Origin of the sequence: Olsenella sp. HMSC062G07, assembly GCF_001811895.1 — a bacterium.
GTDB classification, from domain to species: Bacteria; Actinomycetota; Coriobacteriia; order Coriobacteriales; family Atopobiaceae; genus Olsenella_F; species Olsenella_F massiliensis.
The window spans coordinates 427,775-443,164 of the sequence record NZ_KV806951.1 but is presented as its reverse complement, the minus strand read 5'-3'; the positions used below and the strand labels follow the sequence as shown (position 1 = coordinate 443,164).

Genomic DNA, 15,390 nt, shown 5'->3' with positions numbered 1-15,390 from the left:
TCGTCCGAACGGACCGCGCTAGCGCTCTTGCTAGCGGCTCTCGATGGGCTCGTAGGGGCGCTCCGTCATGTAGGAGCTGTAAGCGGGCCTGATGATGCGCGCCGAGCCAAAGAGCTCCTCCATGCGATGGGCCGCCCAGCCGCTCACGCGCGCCAGGGCGAAGAGGGGCGTAAAGAGGTCCTCGGGTATCTTGAGCATCGTATAGACGAAGCCCGTGTACATGTCGATGTTGGTGGAGATGGGCTTGCTGATGTGCATGACGTCCCGCATGACCTCGGGGCCCAGGCGCTCCACGCGACGGATGAGCTCAAACTTGTCGAGCTGCCCCTTCTTGCGCGCCAGGGACTCGGCATAGGAGCGCACGACCTCCGCGCGGGGGTCGGTGATCGTGTAGACCGCATGCCCCAGCCCGTAGATCAAGCCGGCATGGTCAAAGGCCTCCCCCTTGAGCACCTTGATGAGATAGGAGGCCACCTCGTCGTCGCTCGACCAGTCACGGACGTGCTCGGCGATGTCATTCATCATCTTGCCCGCCTTGAAGTTGGCGCCGCCGTGCTTGGGTCCCTTGAGCGAGCCGAGGGCTGCGGCATAGGCGCTATAGGCGTCCGTCCCCGACGACGAGAGCACGCGGCAGGCAAAGCTCGAGTTGTTGCCGCCGCCATGCTCGGCATGGAGCATGAGCATGACGTCGAGCATCATGGCCTCCTCGCGCGAGAAGCCCTCGTCGCCGCGAAGGACGTCCAGAATGGTCTCGGCCATGGTGTAGCCCTCCCGTGCCGGCGGGACCCTCAGGCGCGTGCCGTCCGCCTCGGCGACGTAGGCCTGATGGGCCAGCGAGGCGACGCGCGGCCAGCGCCCCAACAGCGAGATGGCGACGTCGATCTCGTGCTCCGCTGAGGTCTCGTCGGGGCTGCGGTCAAAGGCGTACAAAAGGAGCGTGGCGCGCTGCAGCACGTTCATGATCGAGTGGCTGTAGGTGGTGCGGGGAAAGATGTCGAGGTAGCCCTCGGGGAGCTGGCGTCGGGCGGCGATGCGAGCCTTGAAGTCGTCGAGCTCGCCCTGTGTGGGCAGAAAGCCCGAGAGCAGCAGGAAGGCGACCTCCTCATAGCCAAAGCGGTCGGCGTCGTGAGTGCCGCTCACCAGGTCGCCTATGCGATATCCCCTGAGCTTGAGCTCGCCGTGGTCAGGCGCGAGCCTGCCGTCGGCCTTGGTGTAGCCGTGCACGTCGGAGATCGTGGTGAGACCCACCAGCACGCCCGATCCGTCGGCATTGCGCAGGCCCCGCTTGACGTGGCGCTGGGCATAGAGTTCGGACGGCACCGCGTCCACGCGCTTCATGCCCTCGTAGAGCGTGTCAGACACCGGGAGGCGTCCCATGCCCTCGGACGGCATGGGATACACGTCCGCGATATGCGAGAAGGCGGACGTCTCGTTTCGGCCGAGAAAACGCCTCTCGATGCGTTGCGTGATGCTGTCCGCCATGGACCTCTCCCAACTGCCCGCCCGCGCCGCGCGAAGGGTCAGGCGTCATCCCCGCAGCCGGGGCCCTTACAGAGACTACAGTCTGTACATGTAATTGAACACGTCCTCGCGCTGCAGGTTGACCTGCACGCAGAGGTCCTGGGCGAGCCGGTCGAGCCGCTCCTGGACGTGCCTGAACTCCACGCTCGCACCCGCCAGGTCCACCAGCATGGTCATCGTGAAGATGCCCTGCAGGATGGTCTGCGAGATGTCGAGGATGTTGATGTCGCACTCCGCGAGCGCGCCCGTCACGGCGGCCACGATGCCGGGGCGATCGTTGCCCAGCACGGTCACGATGGCGCGATTGTTGGTGGTGTCGCCCGTCTCTGACACGTCACTCCCCTTTGCTCGTAGGCAAGGGGACGCCCGTCTCCCCTCCCGGACCATTCTACGACGGAACGTCCGAGGAGGGTCGGCTTGTAACAAACTGCTTGCTCACGCCCGCCTAGCTGGCGTTGGCCTCCGCGGGCTGGCCGGACTGGAAGAGCGCGGCGACGTCGTCCTTGGAGAGGTCGAGCGCCACGGAAAGCTCCTCGAGGGAGCGCTCGCAGGCCTGCTTGAGCAGGCGCTCGTAGACGACGGGCGGCTTGCGGTTGTTGGCGCGGGCCTCGGCGATGCGACGACGGAAGGTCTTGACGGTCCGCACCGAGTCAAGGCAGCTGCCCCGTCGGATCTTGTCCTTGAAGTACTTCTCCTCCAGGGCGGCGCTGTTGGAGGTGTAGCTGTCGATGGGCAGGTCCGTGTACTCGCCGATGAGGTCACGCGCCTCCTGCCGCGACACCACCGGGCGCAGACGTGACCCTCGGTCCACGGGGTAGCTGATGCGCATGGGATGAGGGGCGCTGACCGGCATGAGCATGTATGCGGCCTGGGGACTCTCGACGATCTTCTCGACCTTGCAGACCCCCTGACCGGGATGGACGATGAACTCGCCAACGTTATACATGAACATGCTCCTTTCGTATGACTATAGAAGAGTCTAGCACGAAAGGAGAAAAATTTCTAACTTTTGCAGAATGAGGCTTGTGCGCAGCCACATGTTCTACTAGATTATTCTGTTTATATCGTCACGTTCCCTACCCTATCAGCTCATCCCGCTGACGAGTCGACCTCCGAGACCGCCTGCGGGCAGCGGGCCACCACCCATTCGACCAGCTTGTCCTGGGCGTCACCGTCACGCTCGGCCAGCTCAAAGCCGCGGCCCCACACCGGGGTGTAGCTCACGTCTGACACGCCCTGGTAGTGGTCGAGCGCCAGCGCCAGGTTGAGCTCGGCCGTGATGGCCATCTCCGTCTGGAACAGGCCCGAGTTGATGCGCCAGTGAGGCGCCACCTTGGCCTTGCCGTAGCCGTCGTACCGCCCGCTGAGGGTGTAGAGGGGGTTCATGGCGTTGACACGCTCGGTCATGCTGACGTCAAACGCATCCTTCTTGGCCAGGTCGCCGTCCCAGTCGTCCGCATAGCGGGCCTCATAGCCCTCGGCGGCGGCGTAGCTGTCGTGGTGGGCCGAGAGCAGGCCGCCCACCATCGCGTCAAAGTGCAGCGTACTCTCCTTCCCGATGCCAAAGAGCTGGTTGCACGGGGAGCTGCGGTCAAGCATGTCAAAGCCGCACACGGGGCGCGTGGCGGGACGGCAGTGCGCGACGAAGTCCCAGAGGCTCGCGATGCGCACCCTGCCGCGGCTGGCGCTGTAGGTCATCCAGCGGTTGCCTTCGTTGAGGGAGCTCAGGTAGGCCGTCGTGCTGTCATACACCGTGGAGCTCACGGAGCTCACACCGGACGGCGAGGCCGTCGCGGCGCCGGAGGAGCCGCCCGGCGAGCCGACCTCCTGCTCGGCCTCGCGCTTGAGGTTGGGATCCCCGGGAAAGCAGGGGTCGGCCATCTGCGCGGGCGTGTGCGTGTAGGGCCAGCTGGCACTCCTCAGGAAGTCCGCCGCCGCCGCCTCGATCGTGCCCATGACGTAGTCATAGTAGCTGCCGTCAAGGTAGGCGCCGTCGCTCACCGCGCCCAGGGTGAGGGCCTCGTCGTCCTTGTCCCTGAGGTCCATGGCGTTGATGTAGTCGCCGTAGGCGTTGGCGAGGTCCGTGGAGAGGAGCTTGGTCCAGGAGCCGTCGGCGCGCGTGTCGGCATCGGCGAACTGCCCCATCATCCACTCGTAGGCGCTGTCCTGGGTGTCGAGGGACGTGATGGGGCACCAGGAGGCGGATCCGTAGATGCCGTCGGAGAGCGGCTCCCCCTCGGCGTCATGCGTGGCGGCGCCAATGGCGTCCAGATACGGGGCATAGAGGTCGGAGTCTCCCATGGCGCCCAGGACGGCGCTCAGGCCGCCGCCGGCGCCATAGCCAAAGACCATGACGCGCTCGGGATCGATGGGAAGGCTCGCCGCGTTGTAGCGCAGGTAGCGTATCGCGGCCTTGAGGTCAACGGCGGGCCAGGGGGCGCCGCCGAGCACCATGTCCTTCGAGGTGCTGGTATAGCCGCTCGAGCGTCCCCTGAAGCCGGCGTACACGTACACCAGGCCAGCCGAGAGGTAGCGCGACAGCCCCTCGAAGCTGTAGGACTCGGGGCTGGACTGAGCGTTGAGGCGGAGGGAGTTTATGGGAAGCACGGCGGGCGCGCAGGCGGGGCTGAGGCTGCCGACCGTGGCGTCCTTCCTGACGGCGCAGCTGTACGTGTCGCCCTTCTTGGTGGCGTCAAAGTAGGCGCCCGGCACGAAGATGGCAAGCGACTCGTACGAGTCGTTGCCCGGCTTGGTGCAGTAGGTGAGCCCCAGCTGGTAGTAGCAGTCGTTGTCGCTGTCGTAGCGCCAGGCGGCCGTGTCGAGCCTGAGGCTCTCGAACTCCTTCAGGTCCACGGACGGCACGTCGTCCTGGGGCTGGCCCTGCGGTTGGTCCTGCGACTGGGACTGGCGTGCGGCGGCGCAGCCCAGGGCACCTAGGGCCCCAAGCCCGCCGGCGAGGGTGAGGAAGTTCCTCCTGGTGGCGTTCATCAAACCTCCAAGCGCTGATGCGTGAGGACGCTGCGGCCCCGGCGCCTTCGGCCAGATTGGGGCAGCTCACCCCAGTGCCGGGGCAGACGGGCCGCTTGATGGTATTGTACGCATTAGCGGCCCCTCGGCGCATGCCGACGACGTATGAGGAGGGGATTCACATGACCTGCCTTGACCTTGCCTCGATCTTACGAGACTCTCGCGCGTCCCGCGCGTCCGCCAAGGACGCCTACCGCGCGTCTGCGGCCGCGCAGGGCGACGGCGAGGGGCCGGGCCTGCGCCGGATCAGGCTCAGCTTCACGGGCGAGGTGCAGGGCGTGGGCTTTCGCTGGACCGCCCGCATCGTGGCGGAGCGGGTGGGCTGCAGCGGCTGGGTGCGCAACGAGTGTGACGGGAGCGTCTCCATGGAGCTTCAGGGCACCAACGAGCAGATCAGCGCCTGGTTCGGAGGCTTCGCCGGCGTGTATGCGCACCGTCCCCTCGACTACCGCATCGCCCGCAAGGAGGATGTCGAGCCGGTGCGCGGCGAGCGGGGGTTCGCGGTGAGGTTCTAGCTCGTTCGCCGTCCGGGCATTTGGCAAAGACGCGACGTGCCGCCCGCCCCACGGGCGAGCGGCACGCAAGAGGGCGGGCCGGCGAGGAGCGACGCCTCGGCGCGGCTACATGGCGATGGTGGGCGGGTTGAACGTACGGGAGAGGTACTCGCGGTCCAGGTCGTAGAGGCCCTTGGGGTCAGAGCCGAAGAGCTCCATGTTGGTGATCATGTCCTTGGAGTTGGTCTCCTCCTCGCCCTGCTCGGCGATGTACCAGTCAAGAAGCTTCATGGTGCGCAGGTCGTTGACCTTCTGGGCGGCAAGGTAGCACTCATAGATGCTCTTGGTGATGAGCTGCTCGTGCTCGAGGGCGGCCTTGAGGGGACCCATGTCGTCGTCAAAGCTCATGTCGGGCCTGGCGATGGCCTCCATGACGGGATGCACGTCGTTGTCAAGCAGGTAGCGACGGAGGCCCTTGGCGTGGGCCAGCTCCTCCTCGACCTGAATCGTGTACCAGTTGGCAAACCCCTTGAGCCCGCGCTCGTCATAGTAGTCCGCGAACGTGAGATACAGGTATGCGGAGAAGAGCTCCTTGTTGATCTGCTCGTTAAGTAGGGCGGCGACCTTCTCGTCAAGCGCCATGCTGTCCCTTCCTTTCCGGCCGACGCGACGTCGGCCCCTCGTGAACATACCATCCGTCACGACCATCCGCTACGGACCCGTTCGGCTTTTGCCGGCGGCTTTGGTATATTTGGCTATGGACAGTGTTCTTCTACCCAAAGGGAGAATCTCATGACGCCTCGTCCGCGAACGTCGCGCAGGTATGTCCGTATCGTCATGGCATGCGCACTTCTCGCCCTTTGTGTGCTGGCAGCCCCGTTGCGAGTCCTGGCGAAGGACTATTCCATCGACGAGGTCCGCATCAGCGCCACGGTGGCCGCTGACGGGTCGGTCTCGGTGAGCGAGACGCGCGAGTTTGCCTTTGACGGCTCCTTCAACGGCGTGTATTGGAGCATTCCCACGGGCAGCTACGACGGGAGGGACGTCCACACCTCCATCGGCGCCGTGGGAATCCTGGAGGGCACGACGTTCGTCCCCTTTGAGCAGTCTGACTCGGGAGAGCCCAACACCTACTCGGTCACCGACGAGGGCGACACCATCAGGGTCAAGCTGTACTCGCCCCACACGGACGAGCGGGTGACGTTTGCCATAAACTACACGGACACCAATCTGGCGGCGCGCTACCAGGACACCGCAGAGCTGTACTGGAAGTTCGTCTCGGACGGCTGGGACGTCGAAAGCTCCAACGTCAGCTGCACCGTGAGCCTTCCCGTGCCGGCGGGAACGACGGTCACGCCGGGGGACAACGTACGCGCCTGGGGCCACGGGCCCCTTGACGCGACGGTGGGCTTTACCGGCAACGACGTCACCTATGCGGTGCCCGGCGTGGGCGGCTCGGAGTACGCCGAGGCGCGCATCACCTTCCCGGCTGAGTGGCTCGCGTCCGCGCCCCTCATCGAGCAGGACAAGCTGCAGTCCATTCTCACCCAGGAGCAGGCCTGGGCGGATGACGCCAACGCACGTCGCCATCAGGCGCGCGTCATAAGCTGGGGGGCGATCGGCTTTGACCTGGTCGCGGCAGTGGGATCGATCGTCGCGGGCCTCGCGGCCTGGGGGTCCTACCGGCGCAGCCACAAGGCCCAGTTTGATGACACGTACTTTCGCGACGTCCCCAGCGACGACCATCCTGCCGTCCTAGGCGCCCTGCTCAACGGCGGAAAGCCTCGCGGGGAGGACCTTACGGCGGCGCTCATGCGCCTCACGAACATCGGCGCGGTGAAGCTCGACCTCATCAGGACCAGGAAGACGGGCTTTTTGGGAAGGGAGAGGACGGAGGAGGACTGCCGCCTCACCAGGACGGACAAGGACCTCAGCTCCCAGCCCAGCCACAAGCTGAAGATTGACTACGCGACGCTCCGCTTCCTGTTCGAAAAGGTCGCCCGCTGGGCGGACACGGAAGACGCGCTCTACTTCAAGGACGTCGAGCGCGTGGCGAAGGACGAGGCGGAAAAGTACTCGGGCGCCTACGAGACCTGGGAGGACGCCGTCGGCGGCGCCTGCGCGTCGCGTGGGTTCTTCACGAGCAAGGCCAAGACCGGCAAGGGCCGCCTCTACGCGCTCTGCGTGCTTGACGTCCTGCTTGCCTTCGTCACCGTGTTCCTCGTCATCGCCGGCGTCGTCGCGCCCGCGCCTGGCGGCGGCATCGCGGCGGCGCTCCTTCTGACGGGGGTCATCCTGGGAGTGCTGGGCGGCAAGATGCGCACGCTCTCGCCCGAGGCCATCGAGATCACGGCGAAGCTCGAGGCGCTGCGCCGCTGGCTCAAGGACTTCACGAGACTCAAGGAGGCCGTGCCCACCGACGTGGTCCTCTGGAACCACCTACTGGTCATGGCGGTGGTGCTCGGCGTCGCGAACGAGGTCATCGACCAGCTCAGGACGACGATGCCCCAGATCCTGGAGGATCCCGTCATAGCGCCGGTCTACGGATGGTACTACGGGGGCAGCCCGGGCGGCATGCCGCAGCAGGCCTTCTCGAGCGCCGTCGGCCAGGCGCACCACGTGAGCACGGCAGCGCTGGCGGCCTCCAGCATGAGCTCCGGCGGGGGCGGAGGTGGAGGCTTCTCCGGCGGAGGCGGCGGAGGCTTTGGCGGCGGAGGCGGAGGCGGGGCCTTCTAAAATTTCATTCGCCACCGTTGACAGGGGTCGCATCTTTGCTATAGTAAACGAGCTGTGTTTGACAGCATCTTGGCTGGGTAGCTCAGTTGGTAGAGCAGGGGACTGAAAATCCCCGTGTCAGGGGTTCGATTCCCTTCCCCGCCACCAGAAATTAGCAGGTCAGGGCTTTACGGCCCTGACCTTTTTTCTAAGCTGCCCGATATCTGCCCGATTTTCTGCCCGATATCCTCCAAAGGCTTCACGAAAGCCCAGTTGGCAAGAGCGCCCAGAATCGCCACCCAAGAGGTACCCCCAGCCCGCCACCGGGCAGGAGAACGCAGACGGTTTTGAGCGCCTGTTCATCCCCCCGTGGGCCTACGGCAACAAAAAGGATGGCTCTGTTAAACCAGAATTGACATATCCGCAAACCAAACGGCTAACCTAGCAATCGCAATATCGGTCAGCAAGAAGGGGGCTTGCATGGACCACACGGAAGCAATGAGGGAAATCCTCGCCAAGCGCGGGTACAGCATCAGGCAGCTCGCGGATAAGGTCGGCGTCACCAACGTTTCGCTTGGCCGGACGATAAGGCGCGAGAACGCCCCACTGTCCGTAATCGCGAAGTATCTGAACGCTCTGGGCTATCAGGTGGCGTTCGTGCCGTCAGGGGCGAATCTCCCCGATGGCAGCTATCTCCTCGAAGAGGGTGACGAGCAATGACCGTCTACGGCTACGCCCGCGTCTCCTCGAAAGGCCAAGAGCGCGACGGCAACGGGCTAGAGGTGCAGGAGCGCCAGCTGAAAGAGGCGGGCTGCTCCGAAATCGTCTCCGAGGCGTTCACAGGCACCAAGATGGAGCGCCCGAAGCTCTCAGCGCTTATCGAGCGCCTGCAACCCGGTGACACCTTCATGGTGGCGAAGCTCGACCGCATAGCGCGTACCTCGCTCGGCGGCTGCGAGCTTGTGCGCGACCTCATGGAGCGCGGCGTGACGGTGCGGGTGCTCAACATGGGCACCATCGAGGACACCCCCATGGGGCGCATGATGCTGACCGTCATGTTCGCCATGGCCGAGTTCGACCGCGACATGATCGTTCAAAGGCTCGCCGAGGGCATGGAGGTCGCGCGGGCCAACAACCCGGACTTCAAGGTAGGCCGAAAGCCCGTCTCCGTGGACGAGCATCAATTTCGCGACCTCACGAAAAAGGTCGAGAGCGGCCAAATCACCAACCAGCAGGCGTGGGAGGAGCTTGGCATCGGCAAGACCACGTGGTACAAGCTTAGGAAGGCGGCTTAACATGCGACTCAGCCAAGATGGCCTCTTCGACAGGCCGGTTACGAACCCCTACTTCCGCTCCATGGCGAGGCAGGTCAGGCTTTGCCCCCGCTGCGGGCACAAGACACGGCTCGCAGGCACGCTCAACCCCGATGCCGCCTACGAGGTATGCGACGATTGCGGCCTCTTCACCACGCTCGTAGCGCCCGATTGGGCGAGCAACAAGAGCCAACCCAAGCCGACGTTCACCGTGGTGGAGGGCGGCAGGATAGACGAGCCGACAGACTAATTCGTCTATTCCTGGTCTATGGATTCCACCGGACACGCCCTCGCATCCCTCCCAGCTCTCGGCTGGGCGGGTGCTCCTGTGTCTCGCGTGCTCGACCCAGCTCGGCTCCAATCCTCGGCTGCGATTGTACGCGCCGATGCCAGCCGCGAGCGAGCCTCAACGCTTAACCGACGCGGTTAAGCGTTCGCGCGGCCAGCGCGTTTGTGGCGCTCAGCCCGGCGGGTGCCCAAACCTTGCAAAAAAGCCCTAGGCCATCGGCTTCTTCCAAGCCACGCCAGCTCCCTGCCTAGAGTGCTTCCAGCTGCCTGTTAGGCACTCCTTCCAGTACGCCTCACCTTGCTCGGTGAGCGAGAACAGCCCGCCAGCCTCTTCTCTGAGCAATCCTTTCTCGGCCAGCGTCCGCGCGTGCTCGGGGAACACCTGCGCCCGCTCGGCGGGGCCTCCGGCTATGTCGTGGCGTGAGCACATCTCCGCGCCCACGTCGAACGGCTCGCCCACGGGATGCCTAGGGCTGACGACGCGCAGGATTTGCAGCTCGCCGATGCACATATTCGGGTAGCCGTCCGCCCCACCCCTTGCCCTCGTCGTCGCTCTGTCCATTCGACGCCCCCTTTGCTCAGCCTCGAATCTGCTTGGGCACCACAAAAAACGGGCTGCTACCGTAGCAGCCCGTTTTCGCATTGAGGCGAAAACGCTTAGCCGCAGCTCTCCCTAATCTCTTGGAAAGAGCGCACGCACTCCGCAGCATCCCGGATGACGTCAAACCCTATGGGGTCGTTCAGCCCGCTCCCCCGTATCACACAGGCCGCGTTGAGCGCCCTCCATACCCTGCCCGCGAACAGGCGTGTTCCCTCGTCCATCTCGGGCGATTCCATGGCTTGTTTGCAGAGTGCGATAGCCCACGCCTCACATTGTGTTGCAGCGTTCTCAACCTCTTCAAGAATCTCTTTCTCAACGTCCTCGTTCATATGACCGCTCCAATCCTCAGATTTCGTGTTAAGAGATTCGTGCCCTTCGGCTACCTCGCCCACGTGAACCGGTTGTGTGCGCCGTCGAAGAATAGACCTATGGGGCTTCCCTCGGCCTGCCTCCCGTGGCGGTTCTTCACGACGTGGAGCTCAACGAGCCTCACGCCGTCCGCGCTATGGCCGTCGTGGTCGCTCTTGCGCAGCACCATCGCCGTCTCGGCGTCGTACTCGATGCCGCCCGAACCCCTGAACCCGTGCATGTCGGGCGCGTCCTTCGCCGCGCTCATGCGGTTCATGCTCGCAAGCACGAGCAGGGGGACGCCCAGCGAGTGAGCGAGCCGCGACAGCGCCTTAGACACGGCGCTAACGCGGTCGTACTCGGTGCCCGTGCCTTGGTAATCGAGCTGTTGGAGGTAGTCAACGACCATGAGGCCCATACCGGCGTCGCGTGCCTCCCAAGCCGCCTCCGTGAGCTTTCCGGTGTCGTGCAAGCCGTCCGCGTCGGCTATCGTCAGCCCAGCGCACTGCTGGGCCATGAACTCGTTTGCAGCGGCCACGGGGTCGGCCCTCAGTATGTCCCTCACACACGATTCGTCCCCGCACCTCTCGCGGCCCTCGCGCATGGCCTTAGCGAGCTTGCGGCCCATAGCGGGAACCTCGGCCCACCTGAACGGCGCGAGGCCGTCAGCCTCCATGGACAGCAGGGCCAGACAGCGCGACCGGCATTGAGCCCAGTCCATCTCCAAAGACACGTAGAGAGACCGATTGCCCCTCTGAGCGGCCATGAGCGCCACCTGTAGCGCCAATGCCGACTTACCGGCCCCAGGCTCTCCGCCAAGGACGTGGACGCCCGGCCTCAACCCCCCAGACAGAACGGCGTCTAGCGGGGGAACCCCCGTGCGAACCGGAACGGGGGCGTTGAGGTAGCAGCGCCGCAAGAAGTCCTCGCCGGTGCCGTAGGAGTCCCGGAACGCGGCCCAATCGTCAAAGCTCGCCACTCTCGAACCTCCTTTCCCATTCCTCGGCCTCGGCGTTGCACCTGAGCGTTACGTGGTTTCGGTGGCTCCCCGTGGGGACGGCCCCTAAAAGGCCGTCCCCTATTAGTTGATTATTAGGGGTAGGGATGACACCCCTACTCCCAGGGGGATGACACCCCAACCTATTCTCTGGTTTGGTGGTGCCATCATCCCTACCTGAGCGCTTCTTGGTGGTGCCCTCATCCCTACCTGAGCGCTTCTTGGTGGCGCCCTCGGCACTACCAAAGTCGGGCTGCTCTGAGTTGGGCATGAGCCAGTAGTCGGACGCCATGCGGCCACGGCCTCCGCGCCAGTGCTCCAAAGCGCCCTTCTTCACGAGCGCCTTAACGGCCTCGGACACGGCCCGCTCGGAGATTCCTAGGGTCTGGGCCATGTACTCGCGCGGGAATCCCGACCACGAGCGCCCGCCCTCTTCGCGCAGCCAGGAGCAGAGAAGTAGCAGCACAGCCGCTTGGTTGGTCAGCGCCCCGTTTGCCAGCGCGCCCCTTATCCATGTGACGGGGACGCGGGCGAACCTGCCCGCCGCCATGCTAACGCCTCGCTAGCTCGGAGTTTATGAGCCTGATTCGCTCGGTTGCCCACTCTGAGAAGTGCATGGGGCCGCTCGGGGTCGGAATCATGCGGTTGAAGTCCCTCGGCCTGTTTCTCTCCGTGCGCGCCAAGGCGTTGAGAAGCCTTTGGCGCTCGGCGAACAGGGACGAATCGCCCAACGCGTGAACATCGGTATTGTTGGCACGTCCGTAGCCCTCTGAGTCATCCAGAGCGGGCAAACGGTAGCCGCCTATTCGGTTCGTCATGGCTAGCCCTCGATTCCGTACTGCCCGCAAAGCTTCTTGCGGGGGATTCGCCAGCTGTTGCGAATCATCACGGCTTGAATCTCGCCGGTTTTGACGCAGCGCCAAACGGTCTGATAGTCCGTGTTGAGCAGCGTCGCAGCCCCGTAGATCGTCAACATCTCGGCGTTGGGGTTGTCTCGCTCTGACTTCCTTTGCGCTTTCGTCGCGGCGCGCCGCGCCTTCTCTTGTTCGGTGACCACCCTCTGGGGGCCGTGTGCCTCGGTGGCGCTCATTGTTCCATCTCCGTTCCTTCTGTAGCTTTGAATGTTCGCAACGTTGCCAAGAAGGACGATACCGGTAACAAGAAACGAGTTTTTGCAGGTAAAAGGCATGATTTGCTCATGGGAAACGGCTTGCGAGCGCCGCCGTGGGCAACTCTCGGATTCCCATTCGTCGTTTGCCGGAACTTTGCTCATAGGCAAGCGGAAACCCAGCCCACCGTGAGCAAAAAGGCGGAATTGGGCGGGAACTGCAATTAACACGCTTGTAACAATTGGCTACCGGCATAAGAAGAGCGCCCCGCTCAAACGGGGCGCTCTCTGTCTGTGCCGTGGGGCTGACCGTCACATTGCTTTGAACAGGTACCACACGATGCGGAACGGTAGCGTTATGACGCGCCAGACGAAATAGAGGAATACCAGCATTGCTCATACCTCCTTGGTCTCCGTGGCGCTCGCGGCCTCTGAGCGCCCGCCTTCTAAGACTCTCAGCACGCCGCTCGCGGCCTGCGCCTTCATGATTCTCGCGACCTCTGGGCGCTCTCTCGCGTAGGTGAGCGTGCGCTCTTTGTCGCTCGGTGTCATGGCCCTGTAGAGGTCGATTAGCTCGGCCTCTTCTCTATCGAGCCTGTAAGCGGCCCCCGTCATGCCAGCTCGCCCGCCTTGGCTTGCAGGTGCTTGTTCATCGGGTCGCCGTTCCCCCTACAAGAGTCCATCACGATATAGAGCCAATTCTCGGCGCGGGCTATAGCGTCGGTCTTATCGGTGCTCGCAGCCACGATGCCATAGGCCGCTTTGAGGATTTGGGAACATTCCTCTAGGCTCAGCACGTCGATAGCCTGCTCTAGAGCCGCCTTCGCGAACTCCTTTGCGCCTGTGGCCGAATACAGCTCGCCCAGTTCGTCAGCATCGACGAAATACGCCTTGCGCCAGTCCTCCAAGCCTTCGAGCGCTTCCATGCGCAGCGCCTCGGGCGCGTCGGGGTTCTCGCGCCGCAGGGCCTTACTCAGCTTCCCCAAGACGTTGGCCCGCGTCTCGGGTATATCGTTAGCGGGGCCGCTCAGGAACCTAGTAACGGTTTGACGGCTTACTCTGCCGGTCTTGCCGCTGTTTATGAAGTCGGCAAGGCTCTGTGCCGTGCGTATGCCAAGGGGCGCGAGAACTTCTAAGAGCGCGTCTTTCACGGTCTGGTCGTCGGCGTCGGGCTGCGGTATGAGTATCCAGCCCGTCGAAAACCTCCACGTGACGCCGCCCGCGCCCCGCTGTTCCTCAGATGCCCCGTTGCTCGCGTCTGTCTGCGTCACGTCATGCCCCTATCTGTGCTGCGGAGCGCCCCTAAAGGGCGCGTCCGCCCTCCACAACTTTCAGGCCCCTTGCCTCAGCCCGCCTTTTGCTCGCAAGGGCGAACGACTCCATGACGTCGCGGGCCGTTTCCCTGTAGGCGCGCGAGCACTCGCGATACCAGACGACAATCGCGGCCTCTTCGGAATCGAGCTTATAGATTCGGGCGTTGTCGCTCGCCATGGCTTAGCCCTCCGTTCCCGTGCACCTCATGGGAACAATCTCCGCGAGGTTCGGGCGCATGGCCTCTTGGGTAATCTCCGCCGCCCTGCGCTTGGCGTCGGGGTCGGCGCTCGCGTACACGTTGAGGGTCATAGAGGCGTTGGCGTGGCCTAGGTTGCTCGCCGCCGTCTTGACGTCACCGCCCGCCGCGAGGTACAACGTGGCCCAGCTGTGCCGCAAATCGTGAAATGTTGGGATTCGGCCCTCAGTACCCTTCACGCCGAACGCCTCGGCCAGAGCCGCCCAGCCGCGCCCAAGCGTGGCGGGGTGGAGGAATCCCACGGCATCCCCCAGCACAAAGGCGTTTTCGCTGAATCGCGTGTCGGCCTCGGCGAACTTCTCCATTTGGACGCCTCTCCAAGCCCTGAGCACGTCGGCAAGCTCGGCGGGTAGGGCAACGTCGCGCACCTTATCGGTCTTTGCGAGCTTCACGTATGCGCCGCCCTTGCCTAGGCCGATGTTGCGACGTACCCACAGAACGCCGTTCACAAAGTCAATGTCACGCCATTGGAGGGCGCAAATCTCGGCTTCCCTCAGCCCGGTGAACAGCGCGATTCGAGCGCCCACGGTAACGGGGGTGTAGCCCAGCGCGTCCAGCTTGCTAAGAACCTCGATGCGCCCCGCGCCGTCCAGCGCGTTTATGCCGGGGTTGGTCTTGACCCGCTTGGGGGGCTTCACGGGGTCAACGGGGTTGAAGTCAACGACGCGCTTGTTTACGGCGTCGTTCATTACCATCTTTAGCAGCCGGTGAACCTTGCCGACCGTGGAGCTAGACAGGCCCCGCGCTATGAGGTCGGATTCCAAGGCTTGCACGTGCTCAGGCTTTAGGGCCTCCATCGTGATTGACCCCAAGCCCTCACGTATGTATTTAGCGCTGCCACGGTAGCCGCGCACCGAAGATGCCTCTATGGTCTTTGCGGCCTCGGCGTTGCTTATGTAGGCGTCCACGTAGTCGGCGACGGGGGTTTTGGAGGACTTGACAGCCACGGGGCCGCGCTTGGCGTCCTTCTCGGCCTGTTCCTCCATATCGGCCCGCCAACGCGCAAGCTCGCGCTTGGCCTCGGTCTTGGTCGTGGCGCTCAGGGTCTTTGTAAGCTCGGCCCACTTCTCTACAGGCTTGCCGCCTGCGTCCAGCTCGCCCGTGGGCTGCTTGTAGCGCAGGATGCCACGCCACTTCTTGCCGTTGGCCGTCTGCTTGACCGTTGCTGTGCTGTAGCGCATCCCAAGCCCCCAGTTCGTCGGCATCGGGCAATCTGCCCGATTTTCTGCCCGATATCTGCCCGATTTGTGCCCGATATTTGCTTGCGAGTCCAGAATAAGACAGACAGCTCTAGATAGCAATAGACACTATCTAGCAGTGGAAACGTGATATCCTAGACAAAAGCCTGATATTGCAAATCCGCAGGGTCAGAGAACTGAAAATCCCCGTGTCAGGGGTTCGATTCCCT

The 15,390-nt window shown here is 63.9% G+C and carries 19 protein-coding genes and 1 tRNA gene; 6 read left to right on the top strand and 14 right to left on the bottom strand.

Features of this window, described 5'->3' with window-relative positions:
• Window positions 1–30: 30 nt before the first annotated feature.
• The 4 genes from HMPREF2826_RS05225 to HMPREF2826_RS05210 all read right to left on the bottom strand — a co-directional run bounded on the left by HMPREF2826_RS05225 (window position 31) and on the right by HMPREF2826_RS05210 (window position 4,509).
• Window positions 31–1,482, bottom strand: coding sequence for a citrate synthase (locus HMPREF2826_RS05225; RefSeq protein WP_210388974.1), 1,452 nt, complete (start codon window positions 1,480–1,482; stop codon window positions 31–33).
• Window positions 1,483–1,557: 75 nt separating this feature from the next.
• Window positions 1,558–1,854: an ACT domain-containing protein gene (locus tag HMPREF2826_RS05220; protein ID WP_070639795.1), complete on the bottom strand. Its 297-nt coding sequence runs from the start codon at window positions 1,852–1,854 to the stop codon at window positions 1,558–1,560.
• Between the two features lie 112 nt (window positions 1,855–1,966).
• Entirely contained in the window at window positions 1,967–2,467 is a 501-nt protein-coding gene (locus tag HMPREF2826_RS05215; protein WP_070641159.1) for a CarD family transcriptional regulator, read from the bottom strand.
• Window positions 2,468–2,610: 143 nt separating this feature from the next.
• The gene (locus tag HMPREF2826_RS05210) at window positions 2,611–4,509 is read right to left on the bottom strand and encodes a subtype A tannase (protein WP_070639793.1); all 1,899 of its coding nucleotides are present in this window, start codon (window positions 4,507–4,509) and stop codon (window positions 2,611–2,613) included.
• Window positions 4,510–4,670: 161 nt separating this feature from the next.
• On the opposite strand from HMPREF2826_RS05210, the gene HMPREF2826_RS05205 reads away from it, so the two are divergent.
• Window positions 4,671–5,063, top strand: a complete 393-nt coding sequence (locus tag HMPREF2826_RS05205; RefSeq protein ID WP_083307279.1) for an acylphosphatase — start codon at window positions 4,671–4,673, stop codon at window positions 5,061–5,063.
• Between the two features lie 105 nt (window positions 5,064–5,168).
• Here HMPREF2826_RS05205 and HMPREF2826_RS05200 read toward each other — a convergent pair whose 3' ends face one another.
• A complete protein-coding gene (locus tag HMPREF2826_RS05200; RefSeq protein WP_070639791.1) occupies window positions 5,169–5,684 on the bottom strand; it encodes a ferritin in 516 nt (171 codons plus the stop codon).
• 195 nt (window positions 5,685–5,879) lie between these two features.
• On the opposite strand from HMPREF2826_RS05200, the gene HMPREF2826_RS05195 reads away from it, so the two are divergent.
• The 5 genes from HMPREF2826_RS05195 (at window position 5,880) to HMPREF2826_RS05175 (ending at window position 9,320) form a co-directional block, all read left to right on the top strand.
• On the top strand, window positions 5,880–7,778 hold the full coding sequence (locus HMPREF2826_RS05195; protein WP_246824695.1) for a DUF2207 domain-containing protein: 1,899 nt from the start codon (window positions 5,880–5,882) through the stop codon (window positions 7,776–7,778).
• A gap of 71 nt (window positions 7,779–7,849) precedes the next feature.
• Window positions 7,850–7,925 (top strand) — tRNA-Phe (locus HMPREF2826_RS05190).
• A 312-nt stretch (window positions 7,926–8,237) separates the two neighbouring features.
• Window positions 8,238–8,477, top strand: coding sequence for a helix-turn-helix domain-containing protein (locus tag HMPREF2826_RS05185; protein WP_070639787.1), 240 nt, complete (start codon window positions 8,238–8,240; stop codon window positions 8,475–8,477).
• Window positions 8,474–9,052: a recombinase family protein gene (locus HMPREF2826_RS05180; protein WP_070639785.1), complete on the top strand. Its 579-nt coding sequence runs from the start codon at window positions 8,474–8,476 to the stop codon at window positions 9,050–9,052. The genes HMPREF2826_RS05185 and HMPREF2826_RS05180 overlap by 4 nt, the downstream gene beginning before the upstream one ends.
• A gap of 1 nt (window position 9,053) precedes the next feature.
• Window positions 9,054–9,320, top strand: a complete 267-nt coding sequence (locus tag HMPREF2826_RS05175; RefSeq protein ID WP_070639783.1) for a hypothetical protein — start codon at window positions 9,054–9,056, stop codon at window positions 9,318–9,320.
• A 246-nt stretch (window positions 9,321–9,566) separates the two neighbouring features.
• On the opposite strand, the gene HMPREF2826_RS05170 is transcribed toward HMPREF2826_RS05175, so the two are convergent.
• The 9 genes from HMPREF2826_RS05170 to HMPREF2826_RS05125 form a co-directional block, all read right to left on the bottom strand.
• Complete coding sequence (locus tag HMPREF2826_RS05170) at window positions 9,567–9,920, bottom strand: hypothetical protein (protein ID WP_070639781.1); 354 nt, start codon at window positions 9,918–9,920, stop codon at window positions 9,567–9,569.
• Window positions 9,921–10,015: 95 nt separating this feature from the next.
• On the bottom strand, window positions 10,016–10,288 hold the full coding sequence (locus tag HMPREF2826_RS05165) for a hypothetical protein (protein ID WP_070639779.1): 273 nt from the start codon (window positions 10,286–10,288) through the stop codon (window positions 10,016–10,018).
• Window positions 10,289–10,338: 50 nt separating this feature from the next.
• Window positions 10,339–11,286 carry a DnaB-like helicase C-terminal domain-containing protein gene (locus HMPREF2826_RS05160; protein ID WP_070639777.1) on the bottom strand — a complete coding sequence of 316 codons (948 nt, stop codon included), beginning with the start codon at window positions 11,284–11,286 and terminating at the stop codon, window positions 10,339–10,341.
• Window positions 11,273–11,854, bottom strand: coding sequence for a helix-turn-helix domain-containing protein (locus HMPREF2826_RS05155; protein ID WP_070639775.1), 582 nt, complete (start codon window positions 11,852–11,854; stop codon window positions 11,273–11,275). The genes HMPREF2826_RS05160 and HMPREF2826_RS05155 overlap by 14 nt, the downstream gene beginning before the upstream one ends.
• Window positions 11,855–12,124: 270 nt before the next feature.
• Window positions 12,125–12,394 carry a helix-turn-helix domain-containing protein gene (locus tag HMPREF2826_RS09420; protein WP_070639772.1) on the bottom strand — a complete coding sequence of 90 codons (270 nt, stop codon included), beginning with the start codon at window positions 12,392–12,394 and terminating at the stop codon, window positions 12,125–12,127.
• Between the two features lie 414 nt (window positions 12,395–12,808).
• On the bottom strand, window positions 12,809–13,027 hold the full coding sequence (locus HMPREF2826_RS05140) for a hypothetical protein (RefSeq protein WP_070639770.1): 219 nt from the start codon (window positions 13,025–13,027) through the stop codon (window positions 12,809–12,811).
• Window positions 13,024–13,683 (bottom strand): hypothetical protein, encoded by a 660-nt coding sequence (locus HMPREF2826_RS05135; protein WP_070639768.1) that lies wholly within the window; start codon window positions 13,681–13,683, stop codon window positions 13,024–13,026. Before HMPREF2826_RS05135 ends, HMPREF2826_RS05140 begins: the two co-directional genes overlap by 4 nt.
• Before the next feature lie 31 nt (window positions 13,684–13,714).
• The gene (locus HMPREF2826_RS05130) at window positions 13,715–13,903 is read right to left on the bottom strand and encodes a hypothetical protein (protein WP_070639766.1); all 189 of its coding nucleotides are present in this window, start codon (window positions 13,901–13,903) and stop codon (window positions 13,715–13,717) included.
• Between the two features lie 3 nt (window positions 13,904–13,906).
• The gene (locus HMPREF2826_RS05125) at window positions 13,907–15,163 is read right to left on the bottom strand and encodes a tyrosine-type recombinase/integrase (protein WP_070639764.1); all 1,257 of its coding nucleotides are present in this window, start codon (window positions 15,161–15,163) and stop codon (window positions 13,907–13,909) included.
• Window positions 15,164–15,390 lie beyond the last annotated feature (227 nt).

Excerpts from the sequence above, each read along its gene's own strand:
- HMPREF2826_RS05210 (WP_070639793.1), bottom strand. The coding sequence starts at position 4,509 with ATGAACGCCACCAGGAGGAACTTCCTCACCCTCGCCGGCGGGCTTGGG.
- HMPREF2826_RS05140 (WP_070639770.1), bottom strand. The coding sequence starts at position 13,027 with ATGACGGGGGCCGCTTACAGGCTCGATAGAGAAGAGGCCGAGCTAATC.
- HMPREF2826_RS05155 (WP_070639775.1), bottom strand. The coding sequence starts at position 11,854 with ATGGCGGCGGGCAGGTTCGCCCGCGTCCCCGTCACATGGATAAGGGGC.
- HMPREF2826_RS05195 (WP_246824695.1), top strand. The coding sequence starts at position 5,880 with ATGGCATGCGCACTTCTCGCCCTTTGTGTGCTGGCAGCCCCGTTGCGA.
- HMPREF2826_RS05185 (WP_070639787.1), top strand. The coding sequence starts at position 8,238 with ATGGACCACACGGAAGCAATGAGGGAAATCCTCGCCAAGCGCGGGTAC.
- HMPREF2826_RS05165 (WP_070639779.1), bottom strand. The coding sequence starts at position 10,288 with ATGAACGAGGACGTTGAGAAAGAGATTCTTGAAGAGGTTGAGAACGCT.
- HMPREF2826_RS09420 (WP_070639772.1), bottom strand. The coding sequence starts at position 12,394 with ATGAGCGCCACCGAGGCACACGGCCCCCAGAGGGTGGTCACCGAACAA.
- HMPREF2826_RS05225 (WP_210388974.1), bottom strand. The coding sequence starts at position 1,482 with ATGGCGGACAGCATCACGCAACGCATCGAGAGGCGTTTTCTCGGCCGA.
- HMPREF2826_RS05170 (WP_070639781.1), bottom strand. The coding sequence starts at position 9,920 with ATGGACAGAGCGACGACGAGGGCAAGGGGTGGGGCGGACGGCTACCCG.
- HMPREF2826_RS05130 (WP_070639766.1), bottom strand. The coding sequence starts at position 13,903 with ATGGCGAGCGACAACGCCCGAATCTATAAGCTCGATTCCGAAGAGGCC.
- HMPREF2826_RS05180 (WP_070639785.1), top strand. The coding sequence starts at position 8,474 with ATGACCGTCTACGGCTACGCCCGCGTCTCCTCGAAAGGCCAAGAGCGC.
- HMPREF2826_RS05205 (WP_083307279.1), top strand. The coding sequence starts at position 4,671 with ATGACCTGCCTTGACCTTGCCTCGATCTTACGAGACTCTCGCGCGTCC.
- HMPREF2826_RS05125 (WP_070639764.1), bottom strand. The coding sequence starts at position 15,163 with ATGCGCTACAGCACAGCAACGGTCAAGCAGACGGCCAACGGCAAGAAG.
- HMPREF2826_RS05215 (WP_070641159.1), bottom strand. The coding sequence starts at position 2,467 with ATGTATAACGTTGGCGAGTTCATCGTCCATCCCGGTCAGGGGGTCTGC.
- HMPREF2826_RS05200 (WP_070639791.1), bottom strand. The coding sequence starts at position 5,684 with ATGGCGCTTGACGAGAAGGTCGCCGCCCTACTTAACGAGCAGATCAAC.
- HMPREF2826_RS05175 (WP_070639783.1), top strand. The coding sequence starts at position 9,054 with ATGCGACTCAGCCAAGATGGCCTCTTCGACAGGCCGGTTACGAACCCC.